Here is a 20397-nt window from a genome sequence, read left to right as displayed (position 1 = left end):
CGTCGACCCCGTGCGGGTCGGGCTGCCCTCGAGACACCGCTCACCGTCGAAGTGTGACAGCCCGACGCCACGCAGTGGCGTAGATCACAGGCCCCGTCAGTCGACCTGGTAGCGCGGGAAGACGCCCTCGGGGGTGGGCAGCGCGGTGCCCGGCGCCAGCCGCGTCCCGATCGCCGCGAACGTCCGCGCATCGTCGCCCTGGCCGAGCAGCCCGAGCAGCTTCGCCGCCGCGTCCGGCATCACCGGCTGCACCAGCAGCGCGGCGATGCGTACCGTCTCGAGCGTCGTGTACAGCACCGCGCCGAAGCGCTGCTGGTCGGCCGGGTCGTCGGACTTGCGCAGCACCCACGGTTCCTGGGCGGAGAAGTAGCGGTTGGCCGCGCCCAACACGGCCCAGATGGCCTCGAGGGCGAGGTGCATCGCCTGCTCGTCGAAGAAGCCGCGCACGCGGGGGAGCAGCGCGTCGGCGGCGTCGAGCAGCTCGGTGTCGGCGGCGCTGAACGTGCCCGGGTCCGGAACGATGCCGCCGAGGTTCTTGTTCACCATCGACAGCGACCGCTGCGCCAGGTTGCCCAGCTCGTTGGCCAGGTCGGTGTTGATCCGGCTGATGATGGCCTCTTCGCTGTAGCTGCCGTCCTGGCCGAACGGCACCTCGCGGAGCAGGAAGTAGCGCACCTGGTCCACGCCGAACGCGGTCACCAGGTCGATGGGGTCGACGACGTTGCCGACCGACTTGCTCATCTTCTCGCCGCGGTTGAACAGGAAGCCGTGGGCGAAGACGCGGCGCGGCAGTTCCAGACCCGCCGACATCAGGAACGCCGGCCAGTACACCGTGTGGAACCGAATGATGTCCTTGCCGATCATGTGCAGATCGGCCGGCCAGTAGCGCTGGTAGGCGTCCGAGGACGTGTCGGGGTAGCCGACGCCGGTGAGGTAGTTGGTGAGCGCGTCGACCCAGACGTACATGACGTGGTCGGGGTGGCCGGGTACCGGGACGCCCCAGTCGAACGTGGTTCGCGAGATCGACAGGTCGCGTAGGCCGCCGGAGACAAAGCTGACGATTTCGTTGCGCCGGACGTCGGGACCGATGAACTCGGGGTGCGCCTCGTAGTGGGCCAGCAGCCGCTCGGCGTAGGCCGACAGCCGGAAGAAGTAGGTCTGCTCCTCGGTCCACGTCACGGGCGTGCCCGTCTCGAGCGAGTACTTGACGCCGTCGTCGCGGGTCTCGAGTTCGTCCTCGGTGTAGAACCGTTCGTCACGCACCGAGTACCAGCCGGAGTACGAGTCCAGGTAGACGTCACCGGCGTCGTTCATCGCGTTCCAGATGGCGACCGACGCCTCGACGTGGTCGGGGTCGGTGGTGCGGATGAAGCGGTCGAACGTCGCGCCGACCCGCTCCTGCAGGCGCTGGAAGACGTCGGAGTTGCGCCGGGCGAGGTCCGCGGTCGGGATGCCCTCCGCCGCCGCGGTCTGCGCCATCTTCAGACCGTGCTCGTCGGTCCCGGTGAGGTAGCGCACGTCGAAGCCGTCGAGGCGCTTGAACCGGGCGATCGCGTCGGTCGCGATGTACTCGTAGGCGTGCCCGACGTGCGGCGAGCCGTTGGGGTAGGCGATCGCCGTCGTGACGTAGAAGGGTCTCCCGGCGCCGTGCGACGCCGCGGGGGGCGGGGTGCTCATCGCGACTCACCTTATTGTCTGTAGGCGTGTCCGGGAAAAGGGATAGACGTCCGCCCCCGCCGCTGCCCGAGCCGCTGAGCCCGCTGATCGACGCGCACACCCACCTCGACGCGTGCGGTGCCCGCGACGCCGACGACGTGCGCCGCATCCTCGACCGCGCCGAATCGGTCGGCGTCGCGACGGTGGTCACCATCGCCGACGACCTGGAGGCGGCCCGCTGGGCGGTGCGCGCGGCCGAGTGGGACGACCGCGTCTACGCCGCGGTGGCCCTGCACCCGACGCGCGCCAACGTTCTCGACGATGCCGCCCGCGCCGAACTGGAGGAGTTGGCGGGTCACCCGCGTGTGGTCGCCATCGGCGAGACCGGGATGGACCTGTACTGGCCGGGCCGCCTCGACGGCTGCGCCGAGGTTCCCGAGCAGCGCGAGGCGTTCGCCTGGCACATCGACCTCGCCAAGCGCGTCGGCAAGCCGCTGATGATCCACGACCGTGACGGCGACGCCGACGTGCTCGACGTGCTGGCCGCCGAGGGCGCGCCGGACACGGTGATCTTCCACTGCTTCTCGTCCGGGCCGGACATGGCGCGCACGTGTGCCGACGCCGGCTGGCTGATGAGCCTGTCGGGCACCGTGAGCTTCCGCAATGCGGCCTCGTTGCGGGACGCGGCGCGGCTGATTCCGCAGGATCTGCTGCTGGTGGAGACCGACGCGCCGTTCCTCACCCCGCATCCGTTCCGCGGCGCACCGAATGAGTCGTACTGCCTGCCCTACACCGTGCGCGCATTGGCCGAGGTCGTCGACCGGCCGGCCGAGGACCTGGCCCGTCAGACGGCCGACAACGCGGCCCGCACCTACGGAATCCGAAGGTGACGATGGTTTGCCGCCACCAGGGGCTTTCGTTACCGTACTGTGATGAAACGGCCGGCCACCTGATTCTTCGTTTGCTGGCCCTACGCTCCGGAGATAGCCACCCTTGAACGCTCTGCACACGCTGCATCACGCCCGCTCGCACCAACTCAGGCTGTGCGTCGCCCTGCTCCTGATCGGCCTGACGTTCGCCGGCGGCTCCGCCGTCGCGGCGCACAAGACGGTCACGTTGAACGTCGACGGGTCGACGATGACGGTGACGACGATGAAGACGCACGTCATCGACGTCGTCGAGGAGAACGGCTACAGCGTCGGCGACCGTGACGATCTGTTCCCCGCGGCGGACGCCGACGTCGCCGACACCGAGACCATCGTGCTGCGCCGCAGCCGGCCGCTGCAGGTGTCCCTCGACGGCCAGGGCAGCCGCGAGGTGTGGACCACCGCGTCGACGGTGCAGGAAGCCCTGACGCAGCTGTCGATGACCGACACCGCCCCGGCCGCGGCGTCGCGTGCCACCCGAGTTCCGTTGCAGGGCATGTCCTTGCCCGTGGTCAGCGCCCGAACGGTGCAGTTGAACGACGCCGGCGTGGTGCGGACGGTGACGCTGCCCGCCGCCAACGTGGCCGGTCTGCTGGAGGCCGCCGGCGTGCCGCTGCAGCAGAGCGACGCCGTGACGCCGCCCGCCTCGGCGCCCGTCACCGACGGCATGCACGTCGACGTGACGCGCGTGCGCGTCGAGAAGGTCGTTGCGCGGATGCCGCTGCAGCCGCCCAACCGCGTCATCGAGGACCCGACGATGAACATGAGCCGGCGGGTGGTGGAGGACGCCGGAATCCCCGGTACGCAGGACGTGACCTTTGCCGTCGCTCGCGTGAACGGTGTCGAAACGGGGAGGCTGCCAGTAGCCAATGTCGTCATCACCCCGGCTCGCGAGGGTGTGCTGCGCGTCGGTGCCAAGCCAGGAACCGAAGTACCTCCGGTGAGCAACGGCAGCACCTGGGACGCCCTTGCCAGCTGCGAAGCGGGAGGTAACTGGGCCATCAACACCGGCAACGGATTTTACGGTGGTGTGCAATTCGACCAAAACACATGGGAGCGCAACGGCGGTCTGAGGTATGCTCAGCGCGCGGATCTGGCTACGAGGGAAGAGCAGATCGCGATTGCTGACGTAACGAGGGCGCGCCAAGGATGGGGTGCCTGGCCGACATGTAGTGGAAGGTTGGGAGTGCGCTGACCATCAGGCTGCTCGGACGGACCGAGATACGTCACCTGGCCAAGGAGCTCGACTTCCGGCCGCGCAAGTCGTTCGGACAGAACTTCGTGCACGACGCCAACACCGTCCGTCGAATCGCATCCGCGTCCGGTGTCAACCGCCATGACCACGTGCTCGAAGTGGGGCCGGGTCTCGGCTCGCTGACCCTGGCCATCCTCGACCGCGGCGCGCGCGTGACCGCCGTCGAGATCGACCCGGTGCTGGCACGCCAGCTGCCCATCACCGTGGGCGACCACTCGCACAGCGAGGCCCAGCGGCTCAACGTCCTCAACGAGGACATCCTGAAGCTGACCAGGGCCGACATCGAGGCGATGGACGGCTACCAGGACCAGCCGACCGCGGTGGTGGCGAACCTGCCCTACAACGTCGCGGTCCCGGCGATCCTGCACATGCTCGCCGAGTTCCCGACGCTGCGCACCGTGATGGTGATGGTGCAGGCCGAGGTGGCCGAGCGGCTCGCCGCCGAACCGGGCGGCAAGGACTACGGCGTGCCCAGCGCGAAGGTCCGGTTCTACGGCAGCGTGCGCCGCTACGGCATGGTCTCCCCGACGGTGTTCTGGCCCATCCCGCGCGTCTACTCCGGCCTGGTGCGCATCGATCGCTACGAGCCGTCGCCGTCGCATCCGAGCCCGCAGTGGCCGACCGACGACGCCGAATTCCGCGACGAGGTCTTCAAGCTCATCGACATCGCGTTCGCGCAGCGCCGCAAGACGTCGCGCAACGCGTTCGCGGAGTGGGCGGGCTCGGGCAACGAGTCGGCCGAGCGGCTCCTGTCGGCCAGCATCGCTCCCGCCCGCCGCGGCGAGACGCTGAGCATCGCGGACTTCGTCCGGCTGCTGCAGCGGTCCGGGTGGCAGCCTGCCGCCAAGCAGCCCACGCCGGTGACTGCCGACCAGGCCTCCGACGCGGACTGACCAGACGAACGACGACAGCCCGGCGGCCAGGTGCCGCCGGGCTGTCTCGTCTGCACGTCAGGTGTCGCGCTGACCGGTCTTGCGTTGGTCGGTCGTGCGTTGGTCCTTGTCGAGCAGCTCGTCGAGTAGCGGCGTCTCGGCCACCACCGGGTAGTTCCCGGTGTAGCCGACGCGTTCGCGGGCGATCTCGAGCACCCGGCCGCGCACCGCATACCACCCGATGATCAACGCCGGCACGATGACCAGCAGCGCCACCAGGTTCCAGTAGTTCTCGTAGCACATCAGCGCGGTGACGGCGAAGAGGAAGACCAGCGTCGCGTAACTCGTGTAGGGCGTGCCGAACAGCCGGAAGGACGGGCGCGACAGGATGCCGCGCTTCGACCACCGGTACAGCTGGATCTGGCAGATCACGATGGTCGCCCACGACGCGATGATGCCCAGCGCCGACAGGTCGAGCGCGATGTTGAACGCCTCGGACGGCACCACCAGGTTGAGGAAGACGCCGACGACGGTGAACACGGCCGTCAGCGCGATGCCCGCGAACGGCACGCCGTTGCGCGTCATCCGCGCGGTGAATGCCGGCGCGCTGCCGTTCATCGCCATGGACCGCAGGATGCGCCCGGTGGAGTAGAGGCCGGCGTTGAGGCTCGACAGCGCGGCGGTGAGGACGACGAAGTTCATGATGTCGCCGGCCGCGGGGACGCCGATCTTGGAGAAGAACGTGACGAACGGACTGGTGCCCTGCTGGTAGGCGGTGTAGGGGAGCAGCAACGCCAGCAGGATCAGCGAACCGACGTAGAAGACCGCGATGCGGAACACCACCGAGTTGATTGCGCGTGGCATCACCTTCGCCGGGTCCTCGGTCTCCCCGGCGGCCGTCCCCACCAGTTCCACCGCGGCGTAGGCGAAGATGACCCCGGACGTGATGATGACCAGCTGTAACACGCCGGTGGGCAGCAGGCCGCCGTTGTCGGCGATCACCGAGGTACCCGTGGTCTGTCCCTCGACGGTGAAACGCCCTGCGAGGAACACGATTCCGACGACGAGGAACGTGACCAGCGCGACGACCTTGATCAGTGCGGCCCAGAACTCCATCTCGCCGAACAGCTTCACCGAGATCATGTTGACGGTGAGCACGATGACCAGCGCGATCAGGGCGATGGTCCACTGCGGGACGGCCTTGAAGGCGCCCCAGTAGTGCATGTACAGCGCGATCGCCGTCACGTCGACGATCGAGGTGCACGCCCAGTTGAAGAAGTACATCCAGCCGGCGACGTACGCGGCCTTCTCGCCGAGGAATTCGCGGGCGTAGGAGACGAACGAACCCGACGACGGCCGGTGCAGCACCAGCTCGCCGAGCGCGCGCAGGATGAAGAACACGAAGACGCCGCAGACCGCGTAGACAATGAACAGGCCGGGGCCCGCCGTGTTGAGCCGTCCACCCGCGCCCATGAACAGGCCGGTTCCGATCGCGCCGCCGATCGCGATCATCTGCAGCTGACGGGGTTTGAGGCCCTTGTGATAACCCTCGTCCTCGTGCGTCAGCGCCGAGGCGTCGTATTCGGTGGGAGTCGCCATCCGACCGACGCTAACGCCGGGTGGGCGAAGCGGAAACTCGAGGACCGTAAAACTCGTGTAACGCGCCCTCAGGTGAGGGCGCGGGTCACCAGTCGGACGAACTCGGTGCACGTGGGGTAGCGCTGCCCGGGGTCCTTCGCCATCGCCTTGGCGAGGATCGAGTCGAAGGCATGGCTGATCCACGCGAGCCGGCGCGCATAGCCGGGCACCGGGCGGTGCAGGTGCGCGTCGGTGAGGGCCATGGTCGTGGCGGCCACGAACGGCGGTGCCCCGGTGAGCAGTTCGACCGCCGAGCACGCGAGCGCGTACTCGTCCGACGCGGCCGACGCCGGCCTGCCGCGCAGGACCTCCGGGGCGGCGTAGGGCAGCGAGGCCTCGATCCCCGCCGGGCGCGGTGCGTCGTCGGTCCCGTCCAGCAGACGCGCCGAGCCGAAGTCCACCAGAACCGCACCGCCGTGACCGAAGTCGCTGTGCACCAACATGTTCGACGGCTTGACGTCGCCGTGCGCGACGCGGTGGTCGTGGGCGTAGTCCAACCCGGCGGCGACGTCGGCGAGCGCGGCGAGACGGTCGGGCATGCGCTCGAGCGTGGTCACCGCACCGCCGCCCAGCAGCTCCATCGTCAGCCAGCCAGGCCCCTGCTCGTACACCGTGACGATCCGGGGGTGGGTGAGCCGCCACGCGACGTCGAACTCGCGGTGCAGATGCGCCACCCGTTGCGGCGTCGGCGCGTCGAGCACCTTGAGCGCCACCACCCGGCTGGGCGCCATGGCGTGGTGCGCGGCGTAGACCGTGGCGGATCCGCCGCGGCCGCGGACGGCGTCGACGACGTAGTCGCCGTGGCGGTCACCGGGTGCCAGCACGGATGTAGAGGCTACGGACGATGGGCGTCCGGCACGCGCCGAGCGGTGTGGACGGGCTCGGCGGTGATCCTTGACACACCCCGCGAGCAAACCTAGCGTGGAGGCCAGTGGGCGTCGGACAGCCGAGGCCGAGCGGCGGGATCGCGAGGGGTATCTCACCACTTGTCACCTGTCGTCGTCGCCGCGACGGTTAATGTCGTGGCGTGCCCGCCTCCGACGGAAGAACCGCTCCGGACTGGGTCCCGTCGGGCTCGGTGACGGTACGCGTCCCGGGAAAGGTCAACCTCCACCTCGGGGTGGGTGACCTGCGCGACGACGGCTATCACGAATTGACCACCGTGTTCCACGCCGTGTCACTGTTCGACGAGGTCACCGTCAGCGCGGCGGACGTGCTGTCGCTGGAGGTGACCGGCGAAGGCGCCCGCGTCCTGCCCACCGACGAGCGCAACCTCGCGTGGCGTGCCGCCGACCTGCTCGCCGACCACGTCGGACGGGCCCCGGACGTCGCGATCTCCATCGCCAAGTCGATCCCGGTGGCCGGCGGGATGGCGGGCGGCAGCGCCGACGCGGCGGCGGTGCTCGTCGCGCTCAACGCGCTGTGGGAACTCGGCCTGCCGCGGCGCGACCTGCACGGGTTGGCCGCCCAGCTCGGCAGCGACGTGCCGTTCGCGCTGCACGGGGGTACGGCGCTGGGCACCGGGCGTGGCGAACAGCTCGCGACGGTGCTCGCGCGCAGCACCTTTCACTGGGTGCTGGCGTTCGCCGAGGGGGAGTTGTCGACCCCGACGGTGTTCGGCGAGATCGACCGCATGCGGGCCGACCCGGACGGCGGGCCGACGCGGCTCGACGATCCCGAACCGCTGCTGGCGGCGCTCGCCTCGGGCGACCCGGCCCGGCTCGCGCCGTTGCTCGGCAACGACCTGCAACCCGCCGCGATCGCGCTCGACGGCCGGCTGCGTCGCACCCTGAAGGCCGGCACCGATGCCGGCGCGCTGGCCGGCATCGTCTCGGGGTCCGGGCCGACATGCGCCTTCCTGTGCTCGTCGGCCACGTCGGCGGTGGACGTCGGCGTCGAACTCGCCGGGGAGGGGATCTGCCGCACGGTGCGCGCCGCGAGCGGTCCGGTGCCCGGCGCGCGGATCGTCCCGTCTCCCGTCGGCGGCTGAACGCCCGATTCGGCGGTGTGACACAGGCCTCAGTTCGCCGATCGGTTTGGCAGTTACTTAAGAGTCTCTTAAGATGATCGGCGGTGAACGCTAGCGGTCACGCGGCCTACGCGACGACGTCACCCTCCGGAACTCCCGGCGGGCGGATGCGCGGCGGAACGGCTGAGGTCCGGAGCCCGATATACGGGTCAACACCGTTTCTTGACGAAAACGCTCCCGAATCGTGCGTGCGCGCCTGCACGGCGACCGTCACCGGCGGGTGGAGCATGGACCGGGCACAGTCGCCTGACACCAGGAGGTCGTGGTGAGCAGATTTACCGAGAAGATGTTCCGCAACGCTCACGAGAGCACGCGGGGCATGGTGACCGGCGAGCCGCACGAGCCCGTGCGGCATACCTGGCTCGAGGTGCACGAGCGCGCCCGCCGGATCGCCGGCGGACTGGCAGCCGCGGGCGTCGGGCATGGTGACGCCGTCGGCGTGCTGGCCGGCTTCCCCGTCGAGATCGCGCCGACCGCCCAGGGCGTGTGGATGCGCGGCGCCAGCCTGACGATGCTGCACCAGCCCACCCCGCGCACCGACCTCGCCGTGTGGGCCGACGACACCATGAACGTCATCGGCATGATCGAGGCCGACGCCGTCATCATCTCCGAGCCCTTCCTGGTGGCCGCCCCGGTCCTGGAGGAGAAGGGCATCAAGGTCCTCAAGGTCGCCGACCTGCTGGCCGCCGACCCGATCGATCCGGTCGAGACCGGCGAGGACGACCTGGCGCTGATGCAGCTGACGTCCGGCTCGACCGGGTCGCCGAAGGCCGTGCAGATCACCCACCGCAACATCCACTCCAACGCCGAGGCGATGTTCGTCGGCGCGGAGTACGACGTCGACCGCGACGTCATGGTCAGCTGGCTGCCCTGCTTCCACGACATGGGCATGGTCGGCTTCCTCACCATCCCGATGTACTTCGGCGCCGAGCTGGTCAAGGTCACGCCGATGGACTTCCTCCGCGACACCCTGCTGTGGGCGAAGCTCATCGACAAGTACAAGGGCACCATGACCGCGGCGCCCAACTTCGCCTACGCGCTGCTGGCCAAGCGGCTGCGCCGGCAGGCCAAGCCCGGAGACTTCGACCTCTCGACGCTGCGGTTCGCGCTCTCGGGGGCCGAGCCCGTCGAACCGGCCGACGTCGAGGACCTGATCGACGCCGGCAAGCCGTTCGGACTGCGCTCGTCGGCGATCCTGCCGGCCTACGGCATGGCCGAGACCTGCCTGGCCGTGTCGTTCTCGCCGTGCAACGCCGGTCTGGTGGTCGACGAGGTCGACGCCGACCTGCTCGCCGCGCTGCGCCGCGCCGTGCCCGCCACGAAGGGCAACACCAAGCGGCTCGCGTCGCTCGGCCCGCTGCTGCAGGACCTCGAGGCGCGCGTCGTCGACGAGAACGGCGAGGTGATGCCGTCGCGCGGCGTCGGCGTCATCGAGCTGCGCGGTGAATCGCTGACCCCCGGCTACATCACCATGGGCGGCTTCCTGCCCGCCCAGGACGAGCACGGCTGGTACGACACCGGCGACCTCGGCTACATCACCGAGGAGGGCAACGTGGTGGTCTGCGGCCGCGTCAAGGACGTCATCATCATGGCGGGCCGCAACATCTACCCGACCGACATCGAGCGCGCCGCCGGCCGCGTGCCGGGCGTCCGCCCGGGCTGCGCCGTCGCGGTGCGCCTCGATGCCGGGCACTCCCGCGAGACGTTCGCCGTGGCCGTCGAGTCCAACGCCTGGCAGGATCCCGCCGAGGTGCGCCGCATCGAGCACGAGGTGGCCCACGAGGTGGTCACCGAGGTCGACATGCGTCCGCGCAACGTCGTGGTCCTCGGCCCCGGCACCATCCCGAAGACCCCCTCGGGCAAGCTGCGCCGCGCCAACTCGGTCTCGCTGGTCACCTAGCCCCCGTTCCCCTGCGATTTCGGCGCGCTTACCGTCGCTGGTGCACGGAAAGCGCGCCGAAATCGCTCGTTCGCTACCACCGGATGTGGCGCACCCCGACCGCGGCGCGCCGGACGCCGACGCCGTCCGCGGCCAGCCCGGACATGATCTCGTCGAAGTAGGCCGCGTCGGCCAGCGTCGCGACGACCGCTGCGCGCCACTGCGGCCGGTCCTGGAAGTCGGCCCGGGCGCCCGGCGGCAGCATTCGGTGGATGGCGAAGCCGATGAGTTCCGGGTCGGCGACGTGCGACGCCGGAAGGCGGCGGTGCAGCTCGAATGCGGTCTGCGTCTTGCCGGCCCCGAAGGCGCCGTTGATCCATACCAGCACGCCACCCGACGGTAGGCGCGATGAGTCGCGGCCGTCCCGCCGGTCGACACCACCATGTCCCGTTTCCGTGCGATTTCGGCGCGCTTTCCGTCGCTGAGCGGCGAGCGGCGCGCCGAAATCGCTCGCTCGGCGTCGGCGGCCCTGGCTACGGTGGTCCCGTGACGCAGCCGGCCATCGAGGCAGTCGACCTCGTCAAGCAGTTCGGCGACCATCGCGCGGTCGACGGCGTCAGCTTCACCATCCCGGCCGGCTCCGTGCTGGGCCTGCTGGGGCCCAACGGCGCGGGCAAGACCACCACGGTCCGGATGATGACGACGCTGTCCGAGCCGACGAGCGGGACGGCGCGCGTCGCCGGGTACGACGTCCGCGAGCAGCCCGACATGGTGCGGCGCAACATGGGCCTCACCGGGCAGGCCGCCACCGTCGACGAGCTGCTCACCGGCCGGGAGAACATCCGCATGATCGGCGGGCTGTACGGCATCCGCCGCCGCCAGCTGGCCCGTCTGGGGGACGAGCTGCTCGAGCAGTTCGCGGTCGCCGAGGCCGCCGACCGGCCGGTCAAGACGTATTCCGGTGGCATGCGCCGACGCCTCGACCTCGCGGTCAGCCTGATCGCGTCACCGCCGGTGCTGTTCCTCGACGAGCCCACCACGGGTCTGGACCCGCGCAGCCGCAACGATCTGTGGGACGTCCTGCGCGGGCTGGTCGCCGGGGGCATGACGCTGCTGCTGACGACGCAGTACCTCGAGGAGGCCGACCAGCTCGCCGATGAGATCGTCGTCATCGACCGTGGCCGCATCATCGCCCAGGGCACGCCGCTTCAGCTCAAGCAGCAGGCCGGCAACGCGAGCCTGGTCGTGACGGTGTCGCACGCCCACGATCTGCCACGGGCCCGTGACCTGATGGCCCGCACCGGCACCGAGATCCACGTCGACGACGGGGCGCGGCAGCTCACCGCCGCCGCCGAGGGCATCGCCGCGTTGACCACCGTGGCGGGGCTGCTGCAGGAGCACGGCATCGACGTCGACGACATCGGCCTGTCCCGCCCGAGCCTCGACGACGTCTTCCTGTCCCTGACCGGCCACCGCGCCGACGACGAGGAGATCCCCGCGTGACCGCCGTGCGATCCGAAGCCGGGTCGACCATCCGGCGTCCCGACATCACGCCGACGAACATCGCCCAGCAGTCCTGGATCATGGTCAAGCGCAACATGATCCACACCAAGCGCATGCCGGAGATGCTGAGCGACGTCACCGTGCAGCCCATCATGTTCGTGCTGCTGTTCGCGTTCGTGTTCGGTGCCTCCATCGCGACCCGCGGCGGGGCGTCCTACCGCGAGTTCCTGCTGCCCGGCATCCAGGCGCAGACGATCGTGTTCACGGCGTTCGTCGTGTCGACCGGCATCACCGCCGACGTGGAGAAGGGCATCATCGACCGGTTCCGCTCGCTGCCGATCCGGCGGTCGGCGGTGCTCATCGGGCGCAGCGTCGCCAGCCTGCTGCACTCGTCGATCGGCGTGGTGGTGATGGCGGTGACGGGGCTGTGCATCGGGTGGCGCATCCGCGGCAGCGTCGCCGAGGCCGTGCTGGCGTTCGCGCTGATCCTGGTGTTCGGCTTCGGCATGATCTGGTTCGGCATCCTCATCGGCTCGCTGATGCGCTCCGTGGAGGCCGTCAACGGCGTGATGTTCACCGTGCTGTTCCCGATCACGTTCCTGGCCAACACCTTCGCGCCCACCGAGCCGATGCCGCGCTGGCTGCGGGTGGTCGCCGAGTGGAACCCGGTGTCGTCGCTCGCCCAGGCCATGCGCGAGCTGTGGGGCAACGGTCCCGCGGCGCCGCCGGACGCCCAGCTGCCGCTGCATCACCCCGTGCTCGCGACCGTGCTGTGGTCGTTGGCGATGATGGCGCTCATCGCCCCGTTCGCCCTGCGCGCCTACGCCCGCCGCACCTCGGACTGAGTACCTCACGTGGACGCCCGCGTACCGCTTGACGCCATCTAGGTATTGCTAACTATACTCAGCAGTCATGACCATTCCGCCCCGGATCGCCGACCACCCGACCGTGCGCGCCATGCGCGACCGGCCCCGCCGGCGGCCGGAGGTCGTCGACGCCGACTGGCTGCGACAGGTGTGTCTCGATGCGGGCGCGGACGACGTCGCGTTCGCCAGCGTCGACGACCCGGCGCTGGCGTCGGAGCGCGAGCACGCCGAGGCGGCGTTACCCGGCGCACGCAGCTACGTCTCGCTGGTGGTGCGGATGAACCGCGACAACGTGCGGTCGACGGCCCGCAGCGTCGCCAACCAGGAGTTCCATCGCACCGGCGAGATCATCAACGAGGCGGCGCACCGCATCACGCGCATGCTGGAGGACACCGGCCACCGCGCGCTCAACCCGTCGGCGACGTTCCCCATGGAGATGGACCGGTTCCCGGGTCGCATCTGGGTCATCGCGCACAAGCCGGTCGCCGTGGCATCCGGCCTCGGCGTCATGGGCATCCACCGCAACGTGATTCACCCGCGGTTCGGCAACTTCATCCTGCTGGCGACGATCGTGCTCGATACGCCGATCTCCCGGTACGGCGAGCCGCTGGACTACTCACCGTGCCTGGAGTGCAAGCTGTGCGTGGCGGCGTGCCCGGTGGGGGCGATCGGCAAGGACGGCGCCTTCGACTTCGTCGCGTGCTCGGTGCACAACTACCGCGAGTTCATGGGCGGGTTCACCGACTGGGTGCAGACCGTCGCCGACAGCGCCGACGCCGACGACTTCCGTTCCCGCGTCACCGATTCGGAGAATGCGTCGATGTGGCAGAGCCTCGCGTTCAAGCCGAACTACAAGGCGGCGTACTGCCTCGCGGTGTGTCCGGCGGGCGAGGACGTCATCGGGCCCTACCTCGACGACCGCAAGTCGTTCATGGACACCGTGCTGCGGCCGCTGCAGGACAAGCGCGAGACGCTGTACGTGCTGCCGAACTCGGCGGCCAAGGCGCACGCGGAGAAGCGCTACCCGCACAAGCCGACCAAGGTCGTCGACAGCGGGATCCGGGGCCGCTAGCCCCAGGCGTGCACCACGTTCTGCGCCGGCTCGAGGCCGTCGCGGATCATCAATTCGGTGGCGTCGGCGGACTGTTCGACGATCACGCCCAGTTCCGGACGCTCGCGGGAGTTGAAGTTCTCCAGCACGAACGAGGCACCGGACTGCCGGCCGGGTGGGCGGCCGATGCCGATCCGCACCCGACCGAAGTCGTTGGTGCCCAACGCCGACCCGACCGACCGCAGTCCATTGTGCCCGGCCGCCCCGCCACCGAACTTCAGCCGGATGCGGCCGAAGTCGATGTCGAGTTCGTCGTGCAGCACGATCACGTCGGCCGGGGCGATCGAGTAGAACTTCGCCAACGGCCCGACGTGCCTGCCGGACTCGTTCATGTAGGTGCGCGGCTTGGCCACCACCACCGACGTGCCGCCCAACCGGCCGGTCACCACGTCGGCGCCGGACTTCTTGTGCAGCTTGAAGCCGGTGCCGATGCGGTCGGCCAGGACGTCGGCGACCAGGAACCCGACGTTGTGCCGGGTGGTGGCGTACTGCGGCCCGGGGTTGCCCAGGCCGACCACCAGCAGCGGTTCGGCCACGAGACCCGCGCCCCTGCCGACTTACTCGGACTCGGCGGGTGCCTCGTCGCCGCCCTCGGCAGCGGCGTCCTCCGCCTCGGCGTCGGCGGCCTCCTCGGCCTGCTCCTCGAGCGACGCGCCGCCGCCCTCGGCCTCGAGCTCCTCCTCGGTCGGCGCGGCGACGACGTTGACGACCAGCTGCTCGCGATCGGTGATCAGCGTGACACCCGACGGCAGCTCGATCTGGCCCGCGGTGATCTGGGTGCCCTCCTCGGCGCCCTCGACCGACACGGTGAAGCCCTCGGGGATCGACAGCGCCTCGGCTTCGATCTCGATGGCGTTGACCTCCTGGGTGACCAGGGTGCCGGGCGTGGCCTCGCCCTCGACGGTGACGGTCACCTCGACGGTGACCTTCTCGCCGCGGCGCACGACCAGCAGGTCCAGGTGGGTGATGGTGCGACGGATCGGGTGCATCTCGAGCGACTTGGTCAGCGCGAGCTGCTCGGTGCCGGCGATGTCGAGGCTCAGCACCGCGTTGGTGCCGGAGTGGCGCAGCACGGCGGCGAGGTCGTGCGCGTTCAGCTCGAGGTGCTGCGGCTCGGTGCCGTGGCCGTACAGCACGGCGGGCACGCGGCCCTCGCGACGGGCGCGTCGCGACGCGCCCTTGCCGGTCTGCTCGCGGACGAGCGCGGTGAGGTTGTTGGTGACGGTGCCGGACTTGGCCATGCGATTCTCCTGATGCCTGTGCTGTTTCGTGTCGCACGGCCAGGGTGAGCGCAGCGGTGCTGCAGACGTCCCGTCGATGACGGTGGCAGGGCCACCCTCGCCGTGATCGCCCGCCAGATTAGCGCACGGGCCGGCTCGGGAAGAAATCGACGAGCCGACGTCAGAGCGCGAAGTCGGTGCCGGTGAGCTGCGCGGACAGCTCCCACAGGGCGCGCGCCGTCGTGTCGCTCGCGGCGAGCGGACTGCGGCCGACCGGTTGGCTACGACCCCACATGCCGAACCGCGGGCCGATGAAGGCGTCGCCGGCGACGTCCTGGGACACCGCGTACAGCGTCTGGCGGGCGCCGAAGTCGGCGTCGGTGGCGACCCGGTTGGCCGCCGTCCACATCCGGGTGCCGAGCGCGGTGCCGGTCTGGCCCTGCAGGTTGGTCGCCGAGTAGCCGGGGTGCGCGGCGACGGCGCGCACGGGTGATCCGGCCGCGGTGAGCCGGCGCTGCAACTCCCTGGTGAACAGCAGGTTGGCGAGCTTGGACTGGCCGTAGGCCGGCCACGCAAGGTACGGCCGGGACCTCCAGTTGAGGTCCTTGAGGCTGATCACTCCGAGCAGGTGCATCATCGACGACACCGTCACCACCCGGTCGGTGACCTTCGGCAGCAGCAGGTTGGTCAGCGCGAAGTGCCCGAGGTGGTTGGTGCCGATCTGGCTCTCGAATCCGTCGGCGGTCTGCGCGTAGGGCACCGCCATGATGCCGGCGTTGTTGATCAGCACGTCGACGTGGTCGACGCCGTCGGCGAAGGCCCGCACCGAGGCGAGGTCCTGCAGGTCGAGGCTGCGGACCTCGACGTCACCGGTCATCCGCGCCGCCGCCGACTCGCCCTTGGCGCGGTTGCGCACCGCGAGGACCACCGAGGCGCCCACGCGGGCGAGTTCGCGTGCGGTGACCTCGCCGAGTCCGCTGTTGGCGCCGGTGACGATCACGGTGCGGCCGGTGAAGGAGGGCAGGTCCGCAGCGGTCCAGTCGCTCATGCCGTCGAGGGTAGTGACACCGCTACTTGGCGGCGACGGTGAAACCCTTGATGATCGCCTCGATGTCCGGCCCCTCCTGCTGGGCCTGGTCGGCGAACGTGGTGACCGTCAGTTGCACCAGGTAACGCTGGCCGGGCGCACCCGGCTTCGGCGGGGTGCCGGTCGCGATGACGATGCGGTTGTAGGTCTGCATGCGCCGGCCGTTGAGGTCGTAGCTGCCTTCGATCATCGACGACGGGAAACCGCCGAAGTCGGCCGCCGAGGCGTTGAGCTGCTTGAAGTTCTCCGACAGCTTGGCGTCGCCGTCGGCGTACTTCAGCGCCTCGCGCACGTCGAAGTCGCCGGTGAGCCGGAACACCAGGATCATCGCGGTGGGGTAGGTGTCGCCCTTGGCGATCATCCGCGTGCCGGGGGCCATGTTGGTGTTCTGGTAGGGCTGCCAGCCGGCGGGCGTCGGAATCGTCACCGTCAGGTCGGTGAGTTCCTCGGGGGCGACGGTCTGACCGGTGACGCCGGCCTTCTCCAGGAACGACGAGATCGGCTCGGGTTTGGCGGTCTCCGACGGCGTGGTCGTCGTGGTGGTGGTCCAGATCGACTGGTAGTCGGGTTGCGACGACTCGCAGCCGGTGACGGCGAGCGCCACCAGCAGCGCCGCTGCCACACCGCGGATCACAGGATCTCGCGCACCGCGTCGACCGGCCGGGCGAGGCGCGTCCCCTTCGCGGTGGTGACGAACGGCCGCTCGATGAGGATGGGATGCTCGGCCATCGCGTCGAGCAGTCGTTCGTCGGACGCGTCGGCCAGCCCGAGTTCGGCGTAGAGGGCCTCGCGCCTGCGGACGGCGGTGCGCACGTCGATGCCGGCGTCGGCGATCAGCCGCGCAATCTCCTCGCGCGTCGGCGGCGTCTTGAGGTACTGCACCACCTCCGGCTCGATGCCGTTGTCGCGCAACAACTCCAGCGTCTTGCGTGACGTCGAGCAGCGCGGGTTGTGGTAGACGACGGCGCCACCGTGCTGCCGACCGGCGTCGGCCATCTACGCCGACCCGTCGAACAGACTCGTCACCGACCCGTTGTCGAACACCGCACGGATGGTGTTGGCGAGCAGCGGCGCGATCGACAGGACGGTGAGCGTCGGGAAGCGCTTCTCCTCACCGATCGGCAGCGTGTTGGTGACGATGACCTCGCGGGCGCCGCACTCGGCCAGGCGCTGCGCGGCCGGATCGGACAGCACGCCATGCGTGGCCGCGATGATGACGTCCTTCGCACCGTCCTGGCGCAGCAGGTTGACCGCGCCGGCGATGGTGCCGCCGGTGTCGATCATGTCGTCGGTGAGGATGCAGGTCTTGCCCTTCACGTCGCCGACGACGCGGTTGGACTTCACCTGGTTGGGCACCAGCGGGTCGCGCGTCTTGTGGATGAAGGCCAGCGGGACGCCGCCGAGGGAGTCGGCCCACTTCTCGGCGACGCGCACGCGGCCGGAATCGGGGGACACGACGACCATGTCCTCGTCGGAGTAGTTCTCCGCGATGTAGCCGGTGAGCAGCTTCTGCGCGCGCATGTGATCGACCGGGCCGTCGAAGAAGCCCTGGATCTGGTCGGTGTGCAGATCGACGGTCACGATGCGGTCCGCGCCGGCCGTCTTGTACAGGTCGGCGACCAGTCGCGCGGAGATGGGCTCGCGGCCGCGGTGCTTCTTGTCCTGCCGGGCGTACGGATAGAAGGGCAGGATCGCGGTGATGCGCTTGGCGCTGCCGCGCTTGAGCGCATCGATCATGATGAGCTGCTCCATGAGCCACTGGTTGAGCGGCGCGGGATGGCTCTGCAGGACGAACGCGTCGCAGCCACGGACCGACTCGTCGAAGCGGACGAAGATCTCGCCGTTGGCGAAGTCGCGGGCGGTCTGCGCGGTGACCGGGACGTCGAGTTCCTTCGCGACCTGCTCGGCCAACTCGGGGTGCGCGCGCCCGGAGAAGAGCATCAGGCTCTTGCGGTTGTCAATCCAGTCGTGGCTGCTCACTTCGGCCCTCTCATCGGCCCTTCGTGGGTCTGGGGATCAGTTGAATGGTACGTAGCGGATCCTGGCGTTCGCTGCCGGGTTACCGGTGCGTCAACCAACGTCCCCGAGACGGTCATCCGTCACCGCGGGCTCGGCGGGCCGCCTCGGCGGCCGCGCTGCCCGGTCGCTTGCGCTCCACCCACCCCTCGATGACGCGCTGCGGACCGGCCGAGACGGCCAGTGCGCCGGGCGGCACGTCGGTGCGGATGACGGTGCCCGCGCCGGTGTAGGCGCCGTCGCCGACGGTCACCGGGGCGACGAACATGGTGTCCGACCCGGTACGGACGTGCGAGCCGATCGTGGTGCGGCTCTTCGTCTCTCCGTCGTAGTTGACGAAGACGCTCGACGCGCCGATGTTGCTGTGCTCGCCGATGTCGGCATCGCCGACGTAGGTCAGGTGCGGCACCTTGGTGCCGGCGCCGATGGTCGCGTTCTTGGTCTCGACGAAGGCGCCGAGCTTGCCGTCGGCGCCGAGTTCGGTGCCCGGACGCAGATAGGTGAACGGGCCGACGGTGGCACCCGCGCCGATCACCGCCAGCTCGCCGTGCGTGCGGACGACGGACGCGCCGTCGCCCACCTCCGTCGACGTCAGGGTCGTGTCGGGACCGATCTCGCAGCCCGCACCCACGCGGGTGGCGCCGAGCAGCTGGGTGCCGGGCCGCACGACGGTGTCCGGTCCGATCTCGACGTCGACGTCGATCCACGTCGTGGCGGGGTCGACGACGGTGACGCCCGCGCGCTGATGACGCACGACGATGCGCCGGTTGAGCTGGGCGGTCAGGTCGGCGAGCTGCACGCGGTCGTTGACGCCGGCCACCAGCGCGCTGTCGTCGACGTGGCGGGCGCGCACCTCGCGCCCGCTGCGGCGGATGATCGCGATGGCGTCGGTCACGTACAGCTCGCCCTGGGCGTTGTCGGAGCGCAGCTCGCGCAACGCGGCGCGCAGGGCCTCGGCGTCGAATGCATAGACACCGGAGTTGATCTCGCCGATCGCGCGCTGCGCGTCGTCGGCGTCGGCGTGTTCGACGATCGCCGCGACGGTGTTCTGCGCGTCGCGGACGATCCGGCCGTAGCCCGTGGGATCGGGCAGCGTGGTGGTGAGCACGGTGGCGCCGGCGCCGTCGTGGGTCGCCACGAGCGCGGCGAGGGTGCCGCCGTCGAGCAACGGCACGTCGGCGGCGGTGACGACGACGGTGCCGGTGAAGTCCGCGGGCAGCCCGGACAGGCCGACGGTGACCGCGTGCCCGGTGCCGAGCTGCTCGGACTGCACGACGGTGCGGGCGGTCCCGCCGGTGACCCGGGCGACCTCCGCGCCGACCTGCTCGCGGCCGTGGCCGACGACGACCACGACGTGCTCGGGCGTCAGTGCGGTGACCGCGTGCAGGACGTGGGCGAGCATGCTGCGGCCCGCCAGGGTGTGCAACGTCTTGGGGGTGGCCGACCGCATCCGGGTGCCCGACCCGGCTGCCAGAACGATGACGGCGGCTCCGCCTGGTGTCGTCATGTGACCTTCTTCCGCGCGCGCAGAGCGTGCGCACCGGTGGTGGATCTCGCGGCGTCCCCCGGGCCTGCCGCTCCGTCGCCAGGACTCGAACCTGAACTATCTGAACCAAAATCAGAGGTGCTGCCGATTACACCACGACGGACTGTCGCTGCGACTCTAGTCCACCGCCACCGGCCACGCCCTAGGCTGACAGCCGTGGCAGCACCCGAGAAGGAGCCGCGCGCACCGCGCGCCCGGATGACCGGCAGCGAGCGCCGCCAGCAACTCATCGAGGTGGCCAAGACGCTGTTCGCCGAGCGGGGGTACGACGGCACGTCGATCGAGGAGATCGCCCAGCGCGCGCAGGTGTCCAAGCCGGTCGTCTACGAGCACTTCGGCGGCAAGGAGGGGCTGTATGCCGTGGTCGTCGACCGCGAGATGTCGGCACTGCTCGACGGCATCACCTCGTCACTGAGCAACAACCGCTCCCGGGTGCGTCTCGAACGGGTGGCCCTGGCGCTGCTCACCTACGTCGAGGAACGCACCGACGGCTTCCGGATCCTCATCCGGGATTCCCCCGCGGCCATCACCTCGGGGACGTATTCGACGCTGCTCAACGACGCCGTGAACCAGGTGTCGTCGATCCTCGCGGGCGACTTCTCCCGCCGCGGGCTCGACCCGGACCTCGCGCCGCTGTACGCCCAGGCGCTCGTCGGGTCGGTGTCGATGACCGCACAGTGGTGGCTCGACACCCGGGAGCCCAAGAAGGAGGTCGTCGCCGCCCACCTGGTGAACCTGATGTGGAACGGCCTGACGCACCTGGAGCCCGACCCGGAACTCGACGACCGCTAGC

20 protein-coding genes and 1 tRNA gene are annotated in these 20397 nt (G+C 69.9%); 9 read left to right on the top strand and 12 right to left on the bottom strand.

Annotation, left to right across the window (positions count from 1 at the left end):
• Positions 1-96 precede the first annotated feature (96 nt).
• Positions 97-1677 (bottom strand): methionine--tRNA ligase, encoded by a 1581-nt coding sequence (metG, locus tag FZ046_RS00185; protein WP_070351181.1) that lies wholly within the window; start codon positions 1675-1677, stop codon positions 97-99.
• 26 nt (positions 1678-1703) lie between these two features.
• On the opposite strand from metG, the gene FZ046_RS00180 reads away from it, so the two are divergent.
• The 3 genes from FZ046_RS00180 (at position 1704) to rsmA (ending at position 4730) form a co-directional block, all read left to right on the top strand.
• Complete coding sequence (locus FZ046_RS00180) at positions 1704-2546, top strand: TatD family hydrolase (RefSeq protein WP_070351182.1); 843 nt, start codon at positions 1704-1706, stop codon at positions 2544-2546.
• Positions 2547-2649: 103 nt separating this feature from the next.
• Positions 2650-3777, top strand: coding sequence for a resuscitation-promoting factor (locus tag FZ046_RS00175; RefSeq protein WP_070351183.1), 1128 nt, complete (start codon positions 2650-2652; stop codon positions 3775-3777).
• Entirely contained in the window at positions 3774-4730 is a 957-nt protein-coding gene (rsmA, locus tag FZ046_RS00170; RefSeq protein ID WP_070351184.1) for a 16S rRNA (adenine(1518)-N(6)/adenine(1519)-N(6))-dimethyltransferase RsmA, read from the top strand. The genes FZ046_RS00175 and rsmA overlap by 4 nt, the downstream gene beginning before the upstream one ends.
• A 57-nt stretch (positions 4731-4787) precedes the next feature.
• Here rsmA and FZ046_RS00165 read toward each other — a convergent pair whose 3' ends face one another.
• Together FZ046_RS00165 and FZ046_RS00160 are read right to left on the bottom strand one after the other, a co-directional pair.
• Positions 4788-6308 carry an amino acid permease gene (locus FZ046_RS00165; RefSeq protein ID WP_070351185.1) on the bottom strand — a complete coding sequence of 507 codons (1521 nt, stop codon included), beginning with the start codon at positions 6306-6308 and terminating at the stop codon, positions 4788-4790.
• Between the two features lie 68 nt (positions 6309-6376).
• Positions 6377-7171: a serine/threonine-protein kinase gene (locus tag FZ046_RS00160; protein ID WP_070351186.1), complete on the bottom strand. Its 795-nt coding sequence runs from the start codon at positions 7169-7171 to the stop codon at positions 6377-6379.
• Positions 7172-7374: 203 nt separating this feature from the next.
• On the opposite strand from FZ046_RS00160, the gene FZ046_RS00155 reads away from it, so the two are divergent.
• Positions 7375-8337: a 4-(cytidine 5'-diphospho)-2-C-methyl-D-erythritol kinase gene (locus FZ046_RS00155; protein WP_070351187.1), complete on the top strand. Its 963-nt coding sequence runs from the start codon at positions 7375-7377 to the stop codon at positions 8335-8337.
• A gap of 304 nt (positions 8338-8641) precedes the next feature.
• Positions 8642-10276: a fatty acyl-AMP ligase gene (locus FZ046_RS00150; protein ID WP_070351244.1), complete on the top strand. Its 1635-nt coding sequence runs from the start codon at positions 8642-8644 to the stop codon at positions 10274-10276.
• 73 nt (positions 10277-10349) lie between these two features.
• On the opposite strand, the gene FZ046_RS00145 is transcribed toward FZ046_RS00150, so the two are convergent.
• Entirely contained in the window at positions 10350-10643 is a 294-nt protein-coding gene (locus FZ046_RS00145; protein ID WP_407664437.1) for a hypothetical protein, read from the bottom strand.
• 158 nt (positions 10644-10801) lie between these two features.
• On the opposite strand from FZ046_RS00145, the gene FZ046_RS00140 reads away from it, so the two are divergent.
• From FZ046_RS00140 to FZ046_RS00130, 3 genes are all read left to right on the top strand, one after another.
• Positions 10802-11758 (top strand): efflux ABC transporter ATPase subunit, DrrA-related, encoded by a 957-nt coding sequence (locus tag FZ046_RS00140; protein WP_246182869.1) that lies wholly within the window; start codon positions 10802-10804, stop codon positions 11756-11758.
• Complete coding sequence (locus tag FZ046_RS00135) at positions 11755-12603, top strand: ABC transporter permease (RefSeq protein ID WP_070351189.1); 849 nt, start codon at positions 11755-11757, stop codon at positions 12601-12603. The genes FZ046_RS00140 and FZ046_RS00135 overlap by 4 nt, the downstream gene beginning before the upstream one ends.
• A gap of 67 nt (positions 12604-12670) precedes the next feature.
• On the top strand, positions 12671-13696 hold the full coding sequence (locus FZ046_RS00130) for an epoxyqueuosine reductase (RefSeq protein ID WP_070351190.1): 1026 nt from the start codon (positions 12671-12673) through the stop codon (positions 13694-13696).
• On the opposite strand, the gene pth is transcribed toward FZ046_RS00130, so the two are convergent.
• The 8 genes from pth to FZ046_RS00090 all read right to left on the bottom strand — a co-directional run bounded on the left by pth (position 13693) and on the right by FZ046_RS00090 (position 19707).
• Positions 13693-14271 (bottom strand): aminoacyl-tRNA hydrolase, encoded by a 579-nt coding sequence (gene pth / locus FZ046_RS00125; protein WP_070351191.1) that lies wholly within the window; start codon positions 14269-14271, stop codon positions 13693-13695. The genes FZ046_RS00130 and pth overlap by 4 nt on opposite strands.
• 21 nt (positions 14272-14292) lie before the next feature.
• Positions 14293-14976 carry a 50S ribosomal protein L25/general stress protein Ctc gene (locus tag FZ046_RS00120; protein WP_070351192.1) on the bottom strand — a complete coding sequence of 228 codons (684 nt, stop codon included), beginning with the start codon at positions 14974-14976 and terminating at the stop codon, positions 14293-14295.
• Positions 14977-15136: 160 nt separating this feature from the next.
• A complete protein-coding gene (locus tag FZ046_RS00115) occupies positions 15137-16003 on the bottom strand; it encodes an oxidoreductase (protein ID WP_070351193.1) in 867 nt (288 codons plus the stop codon).
• A 22-nt stretch (positions 16004-16025) separates the two neighbouring features.
• Positions 16026-16664: an LpqN/LpqT family lipoprotein gene (locus tag FZ046_RS00110; protein ID WP_083297948.1), complete on the bottom strand. Its 639-nt coding sequence runs from the start codon at positions 16662-16664 to the stop codon at positions 16026-16028.
• An 8-nt stretch (positions 16665-16672) separates the two neighbouring features.
• A complete protein-coding gene (gene arsC, locus FZ046_RS00105; RefSeq protein ID WP_070351195.1) occupies positions 16673-17038 on the bottom strand; it encodes an arsenate reductase (glutaredoxin) in 366 nt (121 codons plus the stop codon).
• Positions 17039-17983: a ribose-phosphate diphosphokinase gene (locus FZ046_RS00100; protein WP_070351245.1), complete on the bottom strand. Its 945-nt coding sequence runs from the start codon at positions 17981-17983 to the stop codon at positions 17039-17041.
• Between the two features lie 151 nt (positions 17984-18134).
• Positions 18135-19565 carry a bifunctional UDP-N-acetylglucosamine diphosphorylase/glucosamine-1-phosphate N-acetyltransferase GlmU gene (gene glmU / locus FZ046_RS00095; RefSeq protein ID WP_070351196.1) on the bottom strand — a complete coding sequence of 477 codons (1431 nt, stop codon included), beginning with the start codon at positions 19563-19565 and terminating at the stop codon, positions 18135-18137.
• A 70-nt stretch (positions 19566-19635) separates the two neighbouring features.
• Positions 19636-19707, bottom strand: a tRNA-Gln gene (locus FZ046_RS00090).
• A gap of 95 nt (positions 19708-19802) precedes the next feature.
• Between FZ046_RS00090 and FZ046_RS00085 the strand changes: the two genes are divergently transcribed.
• Positions 19803-20396 (top strand): TetR/AcrR family transcriptional regulator, encoded by a 594-nt coding sequence (locus tag FZ046_RS00085; RefSeq protein ID WP_125939645.1) that lies wholly within the window; start codon positions 19803-19805, stop codon positions 20394-20396.
• The last annotated feature ends 1 nt before the right edge of the window (position 20397 follow it).

The organism is Mycolicibacterium grossiae, from assembly GCF_008329645.1.
Lineage (GTDB): Bacteria > Actinomycetota > Actinomycetes > Mycobacteriales > Mycobacteriaceae > Mycobacterium > Mycobacterium grossiae.
This window is presented reverse-complemented; position numbering and strand designations above follow the sequence as displayed.